Origin of the sequence: Hominimerdicola aceti (assembly GCF_025567495.1) — a bacterium.
GTDB classification, from domain to species: Bacteria; Bacillota; Clostridia; order Oscillospirales; family Ruminococcaceae; genus Hominimerdicola; species Hominimerdicola aceti.
In genome coordinates this window covers 59,448-76,455 of record NZ_JAOQJZ010000010.1, presented here as the reverse complement: position 1 = coordinate 76,455, position 17,008 = coordinate 59,448, and the positions used below count along the sequence as shown (strand labels likewise).

Here is a 17,008-nt window from a genome sequence, read left to right as displayed (position 1 = left end):
TTAATACTATATAATTCTAAATAATAATTATTAGAATCCAACATAAATGCTCTCACTTCTGGGGCTTTTGCACCATAAAATCTGCCTTTTTCATTCCACCAAACAACTGCATCTTTTATGTGAGCCATATCTGCTTTTTCAATCGGATACCAATTGCCATCACTTGCAAGAAATTCTTTTTTATTATTCCTGATTTTTCCCTCTGATTACAGACATTCTTATCAACCTGTAAATAGTTTTAAGTTTTACAGAATTGATAATTGGCAGCAAAAAAACATTTCACAATTAATCGTAAGACGAAAAGTTTTATGTGCCTTATATACAAGGTTCAAAAATAGGATTTAATACTATATCTTAATCAGCATCGTCTTTATCAACAACATACTCTACTGTAATATTTGAACTTAATAGCTTACCGTTTACATGTGCAATAAATCTTTTACATAGACAAGACGGTTCAAGCATAAAAAAAATTTTCACATGAAATTTTTTGAAATCCTTACCAGGATATGTTGTTTGATATTGTTTACTATCAATATACCATATATATGTATTTAATTTATCCTGCAACATTAACATATGATCTTTTTCAAACTCACCCTCAAAATCAAGATGATCATACAGTTGAAGAAGGAGGATGCTATCTTCATAAGCAACACTATCTACAACATCTCTATCAGTAATAGCCATTTATTTCACCTATTTCATTTTATTCTTTTCTATATGTATTAACTCTCGTTCCCTTAGGGAGTATTTCTCCCGTATGAGAACCGCTTGTAATCATCATATCCTTATTAGTTGCTTTTTCTGGGAAACCATTAGATATTTGATTCTTTTGGTAAGGCGATTTTGGTCCTAGTTTATATTCGTTTATTTCAAATTGTCCTTGCTCATTGATGTACAAATCATCAAGATAATTGCCGCCTTTTGACATTGCGTTCCCGCTATCGTCTATTGGCTTAACTCTAACTTGAGCTTCAGCGGTTGGATTTTTTTGTTTTAATTTTTCATGTTGATTTTTTTTCGTATTCATGACCAGCTTTTTGCCTTGCTTTTATTTTTTGCATTTTCTCTGGAGAATACTCTGCATTATGCACCAACACACCAAAACAACTAACGTGATATGTATGGTAATCCTCTACTTGAAAATTATACACCGTAACAGGCTTGCCTGTCAATTCGACATCAAAATTTTCAACCAAAAGAATGTTTTTGTTTGAGTCAAGCAATTCATCACCGACTGCAAGTTCTCCTGCTTTGATAAAGCCTTGATTTTTTACATAGAACTGATGGTCGGATGGTCAACAGTTGTAACGATTTCTTCACCGTTCACAGTGAGATGAACAAGTCACCACTTTGCTTTATCAAAATCATCATTATCTAATTCTTTTATATATATTGTTATCCATGATGCCTTTCGGATAAGAGGATCAATTTCAATAAAAACGCCTTTATTTGATTCCCATACTTCATCAAACTCGTCATATTTAAAAGAATCATCCAACGTTGTTATATCACATTCAGGTGTATTAACATTAATCTTCTCAAAAAGGTCACCACAATAACCTTTCAATGTTGTCATCTTAAACAATTTACTGTTTTTTCTGTGAAAAAATAGTGATATTATGTATTCAACATCATATCTAATCCAAAAATCATTTAGTATATATTCTTTAGAAATAGATATAACGTCAGAAAGTTCAGCCATTGATGAGTATAATTTTATATTACCCATTTCTTTATATGGAATAATTGGAGCGTATTTATCAACCATAGTAATTATCCCTCCGTGAATATTATTGTTGCAGTTTCCATTCCATCTGTCAAATATGAAGCCTCGCTACCTGTTGCAATTTTGATAATGCCTTGATCTGTGGTACTGATTTTCACGTACGGTTGAGAACCATGTCTGCCTCCACCAGGAGAAACTTGTAATTGTGCTATATTTCTATTTCCAGCACAATTTTCAACAACTACTTTTTGTGCACCACTTCTCGAACGAGTAGAACTTTTTATCTTACATTCATATCCCACTTCTTTCATTTCACGTGCATAGTCATTAACATCCTTGCCAGTGAATTCACTCGGATCCTCAGCTATTTTTTTGCGTCCACATATCCATTTTCTTGGATTCCGCAGTCCGAGTTATGTACCATGATTTGACTTGTACCAACAAAGTATGTATGAAAATCTTCTACCTGAAAATTATACACCTTTACGGGTTTATCTGTCAACTCAACATCAAAATTTTCAACTAAAAGAACATTTCCGTTTACATCAAGGAGTTCATCACCAACTATTAGTTCTCCTGCTTTGATAAAGCCTTGATCTTTTACATAGAACGGGTGGTCAACTGTAGTGATTATTTCTTCGCTGTTGATCACCAAATGAATAAGCTTAGAATCTTCTCATATATAGATTCAAAACGCAAGTTAGAAAATAGATAATAGTATGGTTTCAGAATCTTCTAATTCAACTCGAATATGTTTACTATCAATTTGATCTATTTCACTCACCCACATTGTTTCTTCATTGGTGCCTCTTCCCCAAATTTTCCATTGATTTAATGATTTGTGATTGGTCGAAAATTCTTCAAATGGATCTCTTAAATAATAAATAATCACACCTTCTCCACCAACAGCACAGTATGTCTCATCGTCTGAAATCAAAGCAACATCTGGATCGCCATAGAATTCACCAATTAAAATTAATTGAGATGTTGCTTTTAATTTGAGAAATACTTTTTCATATTCATTTAGTATAAGATAATTATTACTTTCTGCCATTTGTTTCATTTCAACAATCACCTTAATCAATATTATTAAAATGTGTCAACTGATTATATTCAGATTTCGAAATACCTATCTATTTTCCATTAACAAATTTATTATTTGGGATTTGATTTCCATTAATATCGGTGTATACTCTTTTTCCTGTTAAAGTTGTGTCTTCAATCCTAAAGTAATTACCATCTGTATCATATACTACTTGTTTTCCCGTTTTAGGATTATTATATATCTCCTTGCCGCTAAAAGCTGTGAAACTTTTTCTTGGTTGATTGGCATTTTTACACCTCCATATTGTTAAAGTAAAATAATTTTAATTGCCAACTATTAGTTTTATTGCTTTTATATTTTTGATTGCGACTAATCCCATTGCTAAATGAATACACTTTTACAATTTGACACAACTAATCTTTGTTGGGAGCTCTTTCCAGAAATTTTCCAACTGTATTCCAGAACTAATGTCTTTTTGTCTTAAGCTTATATAAGTCAAAACATCTTCTAAAGAATCCAATAACCCATATTTATTGACATATATACCTTTTGCATTTAAATCGTCTTTAAAATAGTTATATTCATTTTTTAAATACGAATAATATACATTACCAATGCAATCAAAACCTAATAATTTAGTTGGCAATTTAATTTCAGGAACAACGATTTCTTTGTTAGTTGTTTCATACAAAAGAATATTCGACTTTAGCCCATTGTTTTGACAATATTGAAAATATTTATATACAAACTTAAAATCAGGGACAATATGTTGCATATCATATTGCAGAAACCAAGTGTTATCTGCTTCCTCAGTTAACATCATAGCATTCTTATCATCATCTACATCTTCAAACGGCCATACATTATATGTATAATCATTATCTTTTACCTCGGATACAACATAACCATTTCTATACAACTTCATTCTCTCACTCTCCTAATCAATAATTTCCAGATGAGAATTTTTGCCTGAAGGAACATGTAAATGCGGCTTACCTGATATATCTTCAGCCAATTTTGCTGGATCCATTCTATTGAAATGCGGTGGGTCTATACGAACTTTATCCTTGCCAAGTCCAACTGCTCTACATCTATTTACATAATCTTCTGCCTCTAATCTTGTGACACGATTCATCTTGCTAATATTTTTTCCTTCCTTAACCAGTTTCTGCTGTTCTGGAGAATATTGTTTTCCATATTCTTTGCCAGCATTATGCACCAGTACACCCAATCTACCAACATGATAAGTATGGAAATCCTCTACCTCAAAATTATACACCTTTACGGGTTTATCTGTCAACTCAACATCAAAATTTTCAACTAAAAGAACATTTCCGTTTACATCAAGAAGTTCATCACCAACTATTAGTTCTCCTGCTTTGATAAAGCCTTGATTTTTTACATAGAACGGGTGGTCAACAGTTGTAACGATTTCTTCACCGTTCACAGTGAGATGAACAAGCGTTGTTACCTCTCTTATGTAGGTTTCAAGAACTGTTTTCTCGGCAGTTTCAAAGGTTTCGGGGTCTGTAGAGATAACTTTATCTCCTGCTTTTATGTTTTCAATAGCAACAAGTCCGCTTGCTGTTAGTATCATTGTTCCTGCAACAAAACAAGTAAGCGTTTCTTGATGCTTTTTCATTGAACTATAAGTGCTTCCGCTGAAAACTGCCAAAGCACTTACAGTAAATTGAAAACCATTATACAACTTGCTGGAGTGAAGTTTCTGGTTGAATTGCACAAAAGCAAACTATGTTTTAATTAATCAATGACTATTCATTATACATCTTTTCTATAAAATCATTGAAACCATATGCGCACAGTTGTGCATCTTCAATATGAATTGATTCAAAAGGAATTTCAATAATTGATATGTTTTCATTTCTAATATCAAATGCGTATGCAATGTCTCCACCATCAGAACCAAAATATAAAATTCCAGGAGTATATTGATTTACTGAATATGCTTCATTTAGTGAAATAATTTCTTCAATTGGCCATATAACCAAATATGAATTTTCTCCTAATTCACCTTCTGCACCATTTGAATACAACATAAATTCTTTATATTGAATAGGTAGCTTAACGCCAATGCGGTTCTCTACCTCCATTATTTCTTTTTCATCAGCGGACTTATTTAAATCCATCTTACTTACAAGATTGATAATATTCTTATTCATTACAAATTTCTCCACATTATTGTGAGGATTGTATTTTGTTTAAAAAATTACGAATAACTTTCTTCTCCATTTCGGAGCAACTTATTAGTACTTTTTTGGCATTTATTGAGACGTTATGCTTTTCTTCAACAGTTAACAAAGAAAAATTTGCATCTCTTAACGAATCAATACAAGTAATTAATAAATTACTATTTTCTGTTTGAGTTAATATTATCAGAATCTTAACACTATATTTATTGTTAACATCTGCCAAACATTCTGCAAGCCGTACTTGACTTTGAATATCATAATTTTGCATTTTAGAAATTAGTAAAGTCCATTCTAAATCTGAAAAATGTTTTAGAAAATCTTCACATAAGAATAATGCGTCATCATACCAATAATCATCTGAAAAATTCCCTTTTATGTATTCTTCAAATTCATTTAACATAAGTTTCCTCCTATTTGGATGTAAACCCAGTTGGCAAGCCAGTTGTTCCGCCACCTGTTGGATATCCTGCGATTACGTTGTTTCCTTGTTTTATAACTTCTATTTGAACTCCATCGATAATATCTCTATATAAATACGAATTGTCGGCTATTCTTTTACCAATAGGAACGCCATCTCCAACTTGTTTTATACTATCAATAATCTTAGCATCAGACCAGTTATCCGGGAAAATAGTGCTTGTTTTAATTTTGGATACATTTTCATCTGGAAACTCTGTTATGAATTTAATTTTTTTAGTTCCATCTGGGAATGTTTGTTGTACTTCTACTGAATATTTAGGATTAGCATCATTTATTTTGGGTGAATGTCCACCCTTAATTCTGTTGGAAGAACCTACACGTTCACCTTCAAGTATTTTATTTTCCATATCGGGTGTAACAACTGTGGAGTAATCTGCATTATGAACCAAAATCCCGTTCTTACCAACATAGTAAGTATGAAAATCCTCCACTTGAAAATTATACACCGTTGTAGGTTCGTCTGTCAACTCAACATCAAAATTTTCAACTAAAAGAACATTTCCGTTTACATCAAGAAGTTCATCACCAACTATTAGTTCTCCTGCTTTGATAAAGCCTTGATTTTTTACATAGAACGGGAGGTCAACAGTTGTAACGATTTCTTCACCGTTCACAGTGAGATGAACAAGCGTTGTTACCTCTCTTATGTAGGTTTCAAGAACAATTTTCGGAGAAGTTTCCATTGTTTCAGGGTCTGTTGAAATGGCTTTATCTCCTGACTTTATCTTTTCTATGGCAACCATTCCTGCTACAGCCATGACAAGAGTTCCAGCAACGAAACAAGACGGCTTAACGCCTGCTTTATTTGCCGCACTGTTAAAGCCTTTATTCATTCCGCCTGTAAATACGGCAACACCGGCTATGCTAATCTGTGCAAATTGTAAATTTCTTCATTCAATTAGTTAAAAAGACCAAATTGATTTATCTCTTTCATTAAGCTTTTGCTCTATCTTATTTTCTATTATAAAAAAATATATGTCTTTAATAAAAAGCTCTAAAACTTCTTTTTGTACAATTGCGTAAAGGGTATTATTTTGTCTACTATTCTCACTTTTAACATCAAAATGTATTGAATCTATTTCGCAATCCGCAGAAAACTCACCTAAAAGCATTGTAAATAATGGATTATAACCTTTATAATTAATATATACATTCTTTAATAAATTATTATCAACAATCTTTATCCTTAAATCAATTTCGTCAAAAGCATAAATCTCATAGTTTTCTTTCTTTTCAATTTTGTACATATGATTACTCCTTAATAACTATTAAAATTTTCATCATAAAGTCCTACACATGCATCCATTGCCGGATTTGTTCTCATCGATGAACTGATAATTTGTTCTGGTGTCTTGCCACTAGAAATTAACGCATCATAAGACCTAGTTTGCATACGTTCTAAAGCAGCATTATATCCATTTTCATTTATAATATTTCCATCTAAATCGAGATAGGAATTTAACCTTGTTTGATTACGATAATCACAAATTGAATGTGCTATTTCTTCTGTAGAACATCCTTTATTTTTCATATCAGAAACTAAATCGCATATTGATCTATCATCTTCAATATACTGAATTCTTTTTTGCCTTGCACTTTCAACAAATTCCGGATCTGACCAATCCTCATTAGCGAAATTTTTCAAACTGCCATCTTTTTTGGGTTTATAGCCATACACTGCATTGGGATTTTCTTCAGCATCAGCTAATACTTTGGGATTATCACTAGGATTATTATCATAATGACCGTTACCATATTTTTCTGCATTATGAACTAATACACCTAATTCGCCAACATGATAGGTATGAAAAACCTCCACCTGAAAATTATACACCTTGGTAGGTTCGTCTGTCAACTCGACATCAAAATTTTCAACTAAAAGAACATTTCCGTTTACATCAAGGAGTTCATCACCAACTATTAGTTCTCCTGCTTTGATAAAGCCTTGATTTTTTACATAGAACGGGTGGTCAACAGTTGTAACGATTTCTTCGCCGTTCACAGTAAGATGAACGAGAGTAGTCACCTCTCTTATATATGTTTCAAGGACAGTTTTAGGAGAAGTTTTCATTGTTTCAGGGTCTGTTGAAATGACTTTATCTCCTGACTTTATCTTTTCTATGGCAAGCAAACTAACCGCCTTGGCATTACCTAAAAACTCACCTGCCGCTCCAAGTCCGCCAAAACCTAGTCATGCGATGTGTAGAACATCTTCTAATCTAATTTAATCTGAAATAGCAGGTGCTCTTTCCCTTGCCCTCTTTTTTTAGTTCTCCTGCGGCAACAAGTTTTCTTAGTGCACCTTCGATAGAACTGTCACTGAGAGTAGGACAGAGTTCCCTTATATCCTGCTTGTTAAATCGTCCTATTTTGCTTTTGCTTTCCATTCTGACCATCTCAAGTGCAGGCAGTTTTTCTTGAACAAGCGAGATACGCTCTTCAAAATCTTTATACGATGCAAGTATCGTGCCTAAAATGTACTTTATAAATGGCAAAGCATCCTCTTTGCCCTCGTGCCAGCCCGTCTGCGACTGACTCATAGCACTGTAATACAGATCTTTGTTCTTAGAGATCTTTGCCTCGAGCGATATATATTTGCCAATGTAAAAGCCATTCTGATACAGCAGAAGAGTGGTAAGCAGACGGCTCATTCTTCCGTTGCCGTCATTAAAAGGGTGTATACAGAGAAAATCGTGGATAAATATAGGAATAATTATAAGCGGCTCAACCTCCAAATTACCGATAACACGATTGTACTCTTCACATATCCTGTCAAGTGACTCAGATGTTTCATATGGCGCGAGCGGAGTAAACAGTATTTCTGTATGTCCATCGGGGTAAGCCGCACTGATATAATTCTGCACGCTTTTTGTTCTGCCAGCAAGCGGATTGTTCATATGACTATAAAGCATTTTGTGAAGCTGCAGAATATAGTTCTGAGTTATCGGAATAGCGTCAAAGCTTTCGTGTATAACGTTCAGCACGTCTCTATACCCTGCGATCTCCTGCTCGTCACGATTTCGAGGAGTAGTCTTTTCTTCGACCAACTGTTTGATCCTCGTGCTTGTTGTAACGATACCCTCTATCGCATTTGAAGCTTCGGTACTTTGAATTTTTGCTATCTCAACAAGCTTCTCCATCTCTTGCGGACGCTGTTTCAGATACTGCTCCTGTTTTCCAGCCTCTTTGTATATGGCCGCTATAAGTCCGAGAATATCAGAATCCCACTTTTGTTCTTTAAAAGCAGAGTAATTAAAACTTCCCATTTCCTTACCTCCATTATTTTCCCTTAAATTATAATATAAAATAAGGGAAATATCAATAGGATAAGCAAATTTGTCCTTAATATTATGTGTGAAATAAGGGAATATATCCAACAGTATCCCTCTACTGTATAAAAGAGCCGGTTTCTCTACTCTTATGATATCTATAGCATTGGGGAACATATTCGTAATTTTACATCATAAATTGTTCCCCACGTTTCTTGTTTTGGTTATGAAAAAAGCGCCTATCAGTGATAGATGCTAATGGAATTTGATAAATTTATATGGCTATTTCAACTTCCGTGTTGATAAATGTAAACTTTTTTAGAAAGTATGATATAATATAGTATTGCATTAAATAAAAATACGAATCCATACTTACTCAGTCTATGTCACCTTACCCCCTCAATGACTCCCTTATCCATTTCATGCACAGTATCGCACAGCACGGAGATGTCCTCCGCAGAGTGTGAGCATATAAGAATAGTCTTGCCCTGCTCTTTGTATGAAAGCAGGTACTCACGCATTTCTTTTACGCCGTCCTTGTCAAGACCATTGAAAGGCTCGTCAAGAATGAGTATCTTCGGATTTTCCATGATAGCTTGTGCAAGTCCCAAACGCTGCCGCATACCTAGACTGTATTTGCGGACGTGTCGCTTTAGGTCAGGATCAAGTCCCACCTGTTTCATACTGCTTTTTATCTCCTCTTTGCCGATCTTGTTGTTCAGCCCCGCAAGAAGTTTTAGATTCTTGTATCCACTGTAATACGGTATAAACCCAGGCGTTTCGATAATGATACCCATATCTTTCGGAAAGTCAACGTCCTTGCCCACTTGCTTGCCGTCAACGATAATCTCACCGCTCGTGGGCTTGATAAAACCACATATGCACTTCATAAGCATTGTCTTTCCGCTGCCGTTTCTGCCGATAAGTCCGTGTATCTTGCCCTTCTCAAAGGACACGTTTATGTGCTTTAGTATCTCCGTTTTGCCAAGCGTAAGGCATACGTCATTTACATTGATGATATCCATTTCGTCCCCCTAACTTGCAACCTCCGTCACATTATCATAATTAAACTTACCAATGGCTATCCCTCCGAAAACCAGCAGAACCGCAATAAGTACTAGCAGATAAATCACAGAAAAGCTCATCGGCATTATTGGCTTTTTGAAATATTTCGTGTAATGCAGCCAAGTTATTGAGTTTGCCATTGGCATTGTCCACATAAGATTTGTCCTTATAGCACTGAACGCCATTCCAAGTGATATCATTCCGCCGCATATGATAAAGCCCATAGTCTTGCGCTTGAACAGCGAAAATACCAGCAGTATCAGCCCTATTATCATCAAATACGCCGCCACGAGCAGATAGCTTTTCACCGCCGCCTCAAATACCGAAAGCTGATTGTAGAGATTTTCTGGAAGCAGCTCAACGCCGAAATCGCCTCGCCTGTCGGGGAACATTTTCACAAAACCCGTGGCAACATTGCTCCAGCCATTGTACCAAAAGCCCTTTGAAAGCATTGGCAAAACTGTACCGATAAATATTACCGCAAGATATGATACTATCATAAAAACAAGTTTCAAAACCTGCCCTACAAACCAGTTCGCCCTGCCGATACGCACGATATAAAACACAGTATTGGTGTCGACTTTCGGATAGTCAGCAATAAGGGTCAGAAAAACTATTGGGATTATAAGTATCAGTATCTCAGAATTTGCTACCGCTATAAATGGCTCTAGTATGTTAAGCGGCTCACCCATAAGCTCTGCATTGTTAGTCAGCGGAGAAACTGCAAAATTGTTTATGAATATGAGCAGCACCGCAACTATCACCATTCGTGCGTCGCAGACCCATTTGACAAATTCCGTCATCTCACAGGAAAAGGCTTGTTTTAAACTAAAATTTTTCATCGCTTACACCCCTTTGTCCAGCCGCATATTCATTATTACTATAAAACCTATCACAGAGAAAAGTATTATCCCGAAATTGAAAAACAGAATGTATTTTGTGTCAGCAAAAGCTGTGTAATATGACAAATTCATTATGCTGTTGGGATAAAAATTCTCCAATATGCTTGCCCTGTCAAAATCCTCTTTCATCATCGAATTTGCAATAAGTTTCTGCACAGCTATCTGCCACATATATGTTACCATAAATGGCACGCAGGTTATAAGATATGGATTTTTGCAGAATGAGCTTATGAATAGCGCAGGCATTGTGCTTATGGCTCCATACAAAAACGCTGAAAGCATATATCTTAACACGCCTATAAGTTCGTTTTTGTTGTTCACAAGCACGAATGACAAGTCATCTGCGGAAAGTTCATATTGGCTCAATGAAGGAAAAATTATTCTTACGATAACACCAAAAATTATATATCCGAATAGAACAGCCGAACCGCCGCACAAAAATGCTGAGCAGAATTTTGACAGATAATATCTCAATCCGCCTGTCCTGGTTATGGTGAACCGCATTGAACCGCTGTTTCGCTCTGCACAAAATGCCGTCATAAACGGAAAAGCCGCTATTATAGGCAGAAACATTGCCATATATCCCGACATACCTTTTGCGAACATCAGATAGGAACTGAAGGAATAATCATCAGCAAAAAGCTGTTTGTCAAGCTTTGCAATGCACTCAAACACCGTGTATATCTTCGCCGTGTTCGGGTCGGTATACGCCTTTGCGGTAAAGCAAAGCAGGGTCGTGAGCAGCACCGCACCGACATATCCGATATTCAGTATACTCTTGTTAAGGTCGCATTTAAGTGCTTTCATTGCCCCACCCCCTATGGAATAAGCACATATATCTCGCCCGTAACGCAATCAACTGTCACATAATTTATTGCGTGCAGACCTGTCGGCTGCTTATCGTCGATAATAAAATACCACTTTGGCGTACAGCATATATTATCCGCACTTTCGCCGACTTCGGTACTCTCGCCACGAGGTTCATACATAAGCTTGACGTCATCAAACTGTATATCGATCTTGTCCGCAAGATTTTCCTCAAGCAGATCGCAAGCACCCTTGAAAGACAGCATTTTGTCTATTTTCTCAGCCTTTGCCACCTTGAAAGCGTTACAACCTATGTAATATTCGGGGCCAAAGTTTGCGTCGAGATCGGTATAAGTCTGCATTGAATAGGTCATAAGCGCATTGCCCTTCACGAACAGCGTATCGTCAGCATTCGTGGAAAAAACATTTTGTATGCCGATACCTTTATATGCCTTTTGTATCTCGATCTCATAGCCAACCCCGCTGTCGGTGGTGATTATATACCCGTCACTGACCACATTGTCAAGCTCCTCACCAAGCACATTGCTGAACGTGTCCGCCAAAGTCTTTGCCTTGTCCGCAGCAGACAAAAGTCCGCTGTCAGCATTTTCAGAAGTTGGTCTGTCGAGATAAAAAAGCTCCATATTATCGGCGTCAGCGTCTGCGGTATTTACGCCGTTTTCGCTTGCCTCCCAACAGCAATAAGGCTGTGCAAAGCGTGTTATTTTAAGTTTGTTATGTTCGTCCTGGAGCTGTGCCTGATCTTCCACAGTTTCGATCTTACCATCGATCTTGATATCCAAGGCACTTTGCAGCTCTTCCACTTTTGACGACAGCCAGTCCATATCATTTTCGGCATTGATATAAGCAAGCTCCAAGTCATAAACACCGTCAGACCTGCAAATGCTCACCGCTGATTTTTCGGGCAGCTTGAATTTTGTATACTCTTTTTCAAATGCAGCATCAAAGCTGTCATAAATATTCTCTGACGAAACATAAGCCTCGCCGCTGTCCACCTCAGCCGAATGCTTGTTGCTTCTGATATTGTCGGGAGTATTTTCACAAGCTGACAGCGCCACAGCCGCCAACATCACGGGCAATAATACTTTTGTTTTTCTGATATTTTTCATATGTCATTCCTTTCTTTTGGGTTATTGCTGCGAGGTAGTATAGAAATCAAGCTGTTAAATTGATCGTATAACTTAAGGCAATATCACATAAAAAGATAGTTAGTGATATTGCCTTAGTTTAAATTTTATTTACCGCTAACATATCCTGAAGCATGACTACCTACACCTGACGGAGCTGGATTGAGTGACATTGTGCACAAAATACGTTCACCTTTATCAATGTATGTCGCATTAGTGTGTTTCGTAGTATGGTTTCCTTTACTTGATATTTCTCCACTTGCAATATATGTACCTCCAGCCGTTGTTCTATATGAAACGGATGTAGCATTTGAGATATTGTCAATTCGGTAGTTGACCCTAACATAATCATCCTGAGCTGCATTTCTTGCATTAATAACTTTTGAAGTGACGGAGCCAGTGTTAGAGATATAGAAAGAAAAACTATCTGCCGCACTAGCCCCAATAGCCATAGAACTCATCATCATAACAGCAGCACCCATAGCTGCGATTCTCTTAACGATATTTTTTATAATATAGGTGTGATTTTCTTCAAGTTTTGTTGCAAATAAATTCAATTTCATCATATAACACAATTATTGCAACGGATAATTGTGCATAATAAATATTTATATCTTCATTGAACTCACCACATTTCTTTTTTGCAATAGACTTTTTTATCTATGCATACATTATTTTAACACATATAACACCAAAAGTCACTATATTCTGCATATTTCTCTCATATGCACAAGATTTTTGTATAGCTGAACAAATATTGCGTTCTAAATTATTTCATTTTACATAAGTTGATTGTTAAATGTTTGTTAACATCAACACGGAAGTTGAAATAGCCAGATTATAACGCTTATTGACATTCAAGTCAATGAATGATATTATTAAGATATAACGATTTTAGCACAGGCGGTGAATTAATTTTGAAATTCTACGATTATCCGATAATCAGCAAAGAAAGCAGTCTTCCCGTCTTTTTGGTGAGCGTAGGGCTGAACGAATGGCAGTATCATGTTAAATGCGACAAAGGTGACAATTATGCCAAGGCTCTTTATTGTACAAAAGGCAGCGGCGTACTTATAATTAACGGAGAGAAACATATAATAAAACCGTACACCGCATTCTTTATCCCTGCCGGCTGTCCGCATGAGTATTATTCAACGGACGAATCCTGGGATACGCATTGGATAAAACCATCAGGAAAGTCCTGCCCTGATATGCTTAAAGCACTCGGCTTTGACAAGCCAAAAATCTTTCCCCTTCCAAAGGAAGAAATTACATATCTTGACCACTGTTTCAGATGTATGCACGAGGCACTCCTGTCTGACAAGGTTGACGGAAATTTCAGAGCGTCGGGCTATCTGTACAGCTTTTTCATTGAATTGAGCCGTCTTGCGGCGAAAGGAAAAGGCAGTGTACAAATCGCCCCTGCGGTGACAAAGGCGATTGCATATATTGACGAAAACTATATGAAACAGCCCGGTCTTGAATCCATAAGTAAAGCCGCAGGAGTTTCTTCACAGCATTTGTGCAGATTATTCAGGCAGACCTTGAACTGCCGACCGATGGAATATATCACAAAACGCAAGATACAGGCGGCTAAAATGCTTCTGGCGGAAACGCAGAAAACTGTCGATCAGATAGCTGAAGAAACAGGTTTCTGTGACAGCAGTTATTTTTGCAAGATTTTCAAAAGGTTCGAGAGTATTACTCCGTCGCAGTTCAGAAGTATAGAACAGGCTCTATGAAATTCGTAAATTGACCGCTGACACCGTATAAAAAAACAAAAAGGCATCATGTCCGGATACATGATGCCTTTTTCCTATTGTAGCTTTGCATAAACCTGCCGGATACGATCAGTTATTCCTGCGTCTGGCTCTGTTCAGCAGCATGAGCACTATCATAAGTATCAGTGGAAATGCACAGCCTGCGAGCATACCTTTCTGCATATCATTACCTGCATTCTGGGTGATATTTCCTACAATAGCAGGACCGAGTGCTCCGCCGAGGTCGCCCGCCATGGCGAGGAGTGCAAACATTGCAGTTCCGCCTGTGGGTATTTTTCCCGAACAGATGCTTATAGAACCGGGCCACATGATACCTACCGAGAATCCGCACATTATGCAGCCTAGAAGTCCGATTACAGGTATTCCCGACAGGGATGCAGTGATGTAACAGATCAGACACAGCAGCGCCGAGCCTATCATGAATTTCATAAGATCGAGCTTTTCGCCGTACTTCCCGTAAAGTGTACGGCTTATGCCCATCGTCACCGCAAACATACACGGTCCTGCAATATCTCCGACTGATTTAGTCAGTCCGAGAGCGGATTCTGCAAATGCCGACGCCCACTGCGCCATTGAAAGCTCCGAGGCTCCCGCACAAACCATAAGCAGTATCGCAAGCCAGAACAGCGGGACTCTGAGCAGGTCACGAATACGCATTCCCTCGCCGTCCTCGACGGGGTGTGCTATGGGACATACTGAAAAATTGTAAACATTTACCAGCGGAATTATCGCCCATATACAAGAGAGCCACTTCCAGTTTTCTATGCCGAAAACAGTAAAAAACAGTGTTGAAATGAGTATGACTCCGACCGAACCCCAGCAGTAGAATGAATGCAGCAGGCTCATTGCAGTTTCTTTGTGCTCAAATGGGCAGGCTTCAACTATCGGACTTACAAGTACCTCGGTCAGACCGCTTCCCATTGCATATATGACCGTGCTTATAATTATTCCTGAAAACGGATCGGGAAGCAGTTCTGGCAGGAAAGCAAGCCCGATAAGTCCCAGCGCAGAAAACACCTGCGAACCGATAACGCATTTCCGATAGCCGATCTTGTCGGCGAAACGTGCGCACAGCACATCTATGATAAGCTGAGTAACAAAAAATACCGACGAGATAAGGGCAATTTTCCCAAACGGAATACCATAGCCATTGTGAAATGTGAGAAATAGAAGCGGAGCGAAATTAGCCGCTATTGCCTGTGTGATGAATCCAAGATAGCAGGATATAAGTGTTTTTCTGTAATTTACAGCCATATTGACAAACTCCTTGACAAATGATATAATCAGATTATATAGTAAATATCGTAACATTTCAATACACAAAATCACATTTTTATTACACAATATCGTAAATCGGGTGAGAACATGGGAAATGAAATCAAAAAGGACAGGATCACAACGGACGAAACCTTACGTGAAACTGCAAGTCACGGCAGCGAAGAATATCCGTTCAGCTACTATTATGATGACATCTGGGATTTCGATTTTCACTGTATCGACTGGCACTGGCACCCAGAGGTCGAATTTGTTTATGTACAGCATGGCAAGGCTGATTTTCTGGTGGGTGGAAACAGGTATGTTCTAAGCTCGGGCGATGGGATCTTTATAAATTCTCAGGTGATACACAGGTTTGAAGCAGAAGACAGCACCATCATTCCGAACATTGTTTTTTCACCTGTTCTGCTTGCGCCGCAGGGCAGTCTGATATACAGCAGATACATCAGACCGATAATTGAATCAACTACCGAATGTGTGATTTTTTCCGCCGAAGAAACAGCGCACCACAGCATTATCGAAACAATGAGGTCGGTATTTGCTGTGCAGGGTTCTGGCACGGCTTCTGAAATGGAAACGGTAGAACTGCTGCTGAAACTATGGCGCCTGTTATATGAAAGCATACAGATAACAGACTGCGGCCCCGTGTCCGGGCATTCCGCACAGACGCAGGCTAAGCTTCAGATAATGATGCAGTATATTCATGATAATTACAGCGGTCAGATAACACTGGACGATATTGCAGGAACAGTTCTTATAAGCAAAAGCAGTGTTCTCAATATTTTCAGGACATACCTGCACACTTCGCCGATAAATTACGTTGTAGAATACAGACTGAAACGTGCGTCAAAGCTCCTTGTTGATACCGAAAACAGCGTTTGTGCCATAGCGCATGAAACAGGATTTGAGAACATCGGCTATTTCTGCCGCAGATTCAAAAAGCTGTACGGCGTTACACCGATAAATTACAGAAAATACTATTGCTGTGCAGAGCGTAATTCAATGAGAAATATACATTCTGACACAAATGTCCTGTCGGGCTGATGAAATAGCTAAACTTGATAAAAAGATATCAGATTTAAGAGAGAATGACAAAATCTGCAAGCAGAGAAAAGAACACCTTAATAATACAACTCAGATTATTGATGAGATCTTGTCCGAAGGTTCCGGAACAATCTGCACCGCCAACGGTGGGCTGCCTCCGGAAGACCGAAGAAAGCTCTACTATGATCATATCTTTCTCGTTGCATAATCCTTGTTCGAATAAAATGTGTCAAGTGATATTGACAAAACC

At 37.6% G+C, this 17,008-nt stretch carries 20 protein-coding genes and 3 pseudogenes; 2 read left to right on the top strand and 21 right to left on the bottom strand.

Features of this window, described 5'->3' with window-relative positions:
* Positions 1 to 354: 354 nt before the first annotated feature.
* The 20 genes and pseudogenes from OCV57_RS10160 to OCV57_RS10065 all read right to left on the bottom strand — a co-directional run bounded on the left by OCV57_RS10160 (position 355) and on the right by OCV57_RS10065 (position 13,224).
* Complete coding sequence (locus OCV57_RS10160) at positions 355 to 690, bottom strand: DUF6572 domain-containing protein (protein WP_267301429.1); 336 nt, start codon at positions 688 to 690, stop codon at positions 355 to 357.
* A gap of 19 nt (positions 691 to 709) precedes the next feature.
* Positions 710 to 1,033, bottom strand: coding sequence for a hypothetical protein (locus tag OCV57_RS10155; RefSeq protein ID WP_267301427.1), 324 nt, complete (start codon positions 1,031 to 1,033; stop codon positions 710 to 712).
* A pseudogene (locus OCV57_RS10150) lies at positions 1,008 to 1,283 on the bottom strand (polymorphic toxin-type HINT domain-containing protein); the annotation flags it as partial. The pseudogene OCV57_RS10150 and the gene OCV57_RS10155, both read right to left, overlap by 26 nt.
* A gap of 65 nt (positions 1,284 to 1,348) precedes the next feature.
* Positions 1,349 to 1,774 (bottom strand): hypothetical protein, encoded by a 426-nt coding sequence (locus OCV57_RS10145; protein ID WP_267301425.1) that lies wholly within the window; start codon positions 1,772 to 1,774, stop codon positions 1,349 to 1,351.
* A gap of 5 nt (positions 1,775 to 1,779) precedes the next feature.
* Positions 1,780 to 2,043, bottom strand: coding sequence for a hypothetical protein (locus tag OCV57_RS10140; RefSeq protein WP_256320053.1), 264 nt, complete (start codon positions 2,041 to 2,043; stop codon positions 1,780 to 1,782).
* Positions 2,044 to 2,096: 53 nt separating this feature from the next.
* Positions 2,097 to 2,384, bottom strand: coding sequence for an HINT domain-containing protein (locus OCV57_RS10135; protein ID WP_267301481.1), 288 nt, complete (start codon positions 2,382 to 2,384; stop codon positions 2,097 to 2,099).
* Between the two features lie 48 nt (positions 2,385 to 2,432).
* On the bottom strand, positions 2,433 to 2,795 hold the full coding sequence (locus OCV57_RS10130; protein ID WP_267301424.1) for a hypothetical protein: 363 nt from the start codon (positions 2,793 to 2,795) through the stop codon (positions 2,433 to 2,435).
* 379 nt (positions 2,796 to 3,174) lie between these two features.
* A complete protein-coding gene (locus OCV57_RS10125; RefSeq protein ID WP_022287971.1) occupies positions 3,175 to 3,702 on the bottom strand; it encodes a hypothetical protein in 528 nt (175 codons plus the stop codon).
* A 276-nt stretch (positions 3,703 to 3,978) separates the two neighbouring features.
* Positions 3,979 to 4,524, bottom strand: a pseudogene (locus OCV57_RS14475) (polymorphic toxin-type HINT domain-containing protein); the annotation flags it as partial.
* 25 nt (positions 4,525 to 4,549) lie between these two features.
* Positions 4,550 to 4,957 (bottom strand): SMI1/KNR4 family protein, encoded by a 408-nt coding sequence (locus tag OCV57_RS10115; protein WP_117865556.1) that lies wholly within the window; start codon positions 4,955 to 4,957, stop codon positions 4,550 to 4,552.
* 16 nt (positions 4,958 to 4,973) lie between these two features.
* Positions 4,974 to 5,387: a hypothetical protein gene (locus OCV57_RS10110; protein ID WP_038671430.1), complete on the bottom strand. Its 414-nt coding sequence runs from the start codon at positions 5,385 to 5,387 to the stop codon at positions 4,974 to 4,976.
* Between the two features lie 10 nt (positions 5,388 to 5,397).
* The gene (locus tag OCV57_RS10105) at positions 5,398 to 6,300 is read right to left on the bottom strand and encodes a polymorphic toxin-type HINT domain-containing protein (protein ID WP_317245417.1); all 903 of its coding nucleotides are present in this window, start codon (positions 6,298 to 6,300) and stop codon (positions 5,398 to 5,400) included.
* Between the two features lie 69 nt (positions 6,301 to 6,369).
* On the bottom strand, positions 6,370 to 6,714 hold the full coding sequence (locus OCV57_RS10100) for a hypothetical protein (RefSeq protein ID WP_117859462.1): 345 nt from the start codon (positions 6,712 to 6,714) through the stop codon (positions 6,370 to 6,372).
* 497 nt (positions 6,715 to 7,211) lie between these two features.
* A pseudogene (locus OCV57_RS14470) lies at positions 7,212 to 7,598 on the bottom strand (polymorphic toxin-type HINT domain-containing protein); the annotation flags it as partial.
* Positions 7,599 to 7,686: 88 nt separating this feature from the next.
* Positions 7,687 to 8,733 carry a Fic family protein gene (locus OCV57_RS10090; RefSeq protein WP_267301421.1) on the bottom strand — a complete coding sequence of 349 codons (1,047 nt, stop codon included), beginning with the start codon at positions 8,731 to 8,733 and terminating at the stop codon, positions 7,687 to 7,689.
* A 389-nt stretch (positions 8,734 to 9,122) separates the two neighbouring features.
* A complete protein-coding gene (locus OCV57_RS10085) occupies positions 9,123 to 9,761 on the bottom strand; it encodes an ATP-binding cassette domain-containing protein (protein ID WP_267301419.1) in 639 nt (212 codons plus the stop codon).
* Between the two features lie 9 nt (positions 9,762 to 9,770).
* A complete protein-coding gene (locus OCV57_RS10080; protein ID WP_117893195.1) occupies positions 9,771 to 10,643 on the bottom strand; it encodes a hypothetical protein in 873 nt (290 codons plus the stop codon).
* Positions 10,644 to 10,646: 3 nt separating this feature from the next.
* Positions 10,647 to 11,510: a hypothetical protein gene (locus tag OCV57_RS10075; RefSeq protein ID WP_267301418.1), complete on the bottom strand. Its 864-nt coding sequence runs from the start codon at positions 11,508 to 11,510 to the stop codon at positions 10,647 to 10,649.
* Between the two features lie 11 nt (positions 11,511 to 11,521).
* Positions 11,522 to 12,640 carry a hypothetical protein gene (locus OCV57_RS10070; protein WP_267301417.1) on the bottom strand — a complete coding sequence of 373 codons (1,119 nt, stop codon included), beginning with the start codon at positions 12,638 to 12,640 and terminating at the stop codon, positions 11,522 to 11,524.
* 125 nt (positions 12,641 to 12,765) lie between these two features.
* On the bottom strand, positions 12,766 to 13,224 hold the full coding sequence (locus OCV57_RS10065) for a hypothetical protein (RefSeq protein WP_267301416.1): 459 nt from the start codon (positions 13,222 to 13,224) through the stop codon (positions 12,766 to 12,768).
* Between the two features lie 351 nt (positions 13,225 to 13,575).
* On the opposite strand from OCV57_RS10065, the gene OCV57_RS10060 reads away from it, so the two are divergent.
* Positions 13,576 to 14,400 carry an AraC family transcriptional regulator gene (locus tag OCV57_RS10060; RefSeq protein ID WP_267301415.1) on the top strand — a complete coding sequence of 275 codons (825 nt, stop codon included), beginning with the start codon at positions 13,576 to 13,578 and terminating at the stop codon, positions 14,398 to 14,400.
* A 108-nt stretch (positions 14,401 to 14,508) separates the two neighbouring features.
* Here OCV57_RS10060 and OCV57_RS10055 read toward each other — a convergent pair whose 3' ends face one another.
* The gene (locus tag OCV57_RS10055) at positions 14,509 to 15,693 is read right to left on the bottom strand and encodes an MFS transporter (RefSeq protein ID WP_267301414.1); all 1,185 of its coding nucleotides are present in this window, start codon (positions 15,691 to 15,693) and stop codon (positions 14,509 to 14,511) included.
* Between the two features lie 111 nt (positions 15,694 to 15,804).
* Between OCV57_RS10055 and OCV57_RS10050 the strand changes: the two genes are divergently transcribed.
* On the top strand, positions 15,805 to 16,758 hold the full coding sequence (locus OCV57_RS10050) for an AraC family transcriptional regulator (RefSeq protein ID WP_267301413.1): 954 nt from the start codon (positions 15,805 to 15,807) through the stop codon (positions 16,756 to 16,758).
* Positions 16,759 to 17,008 lie beyond the last annotated feature (250 nt).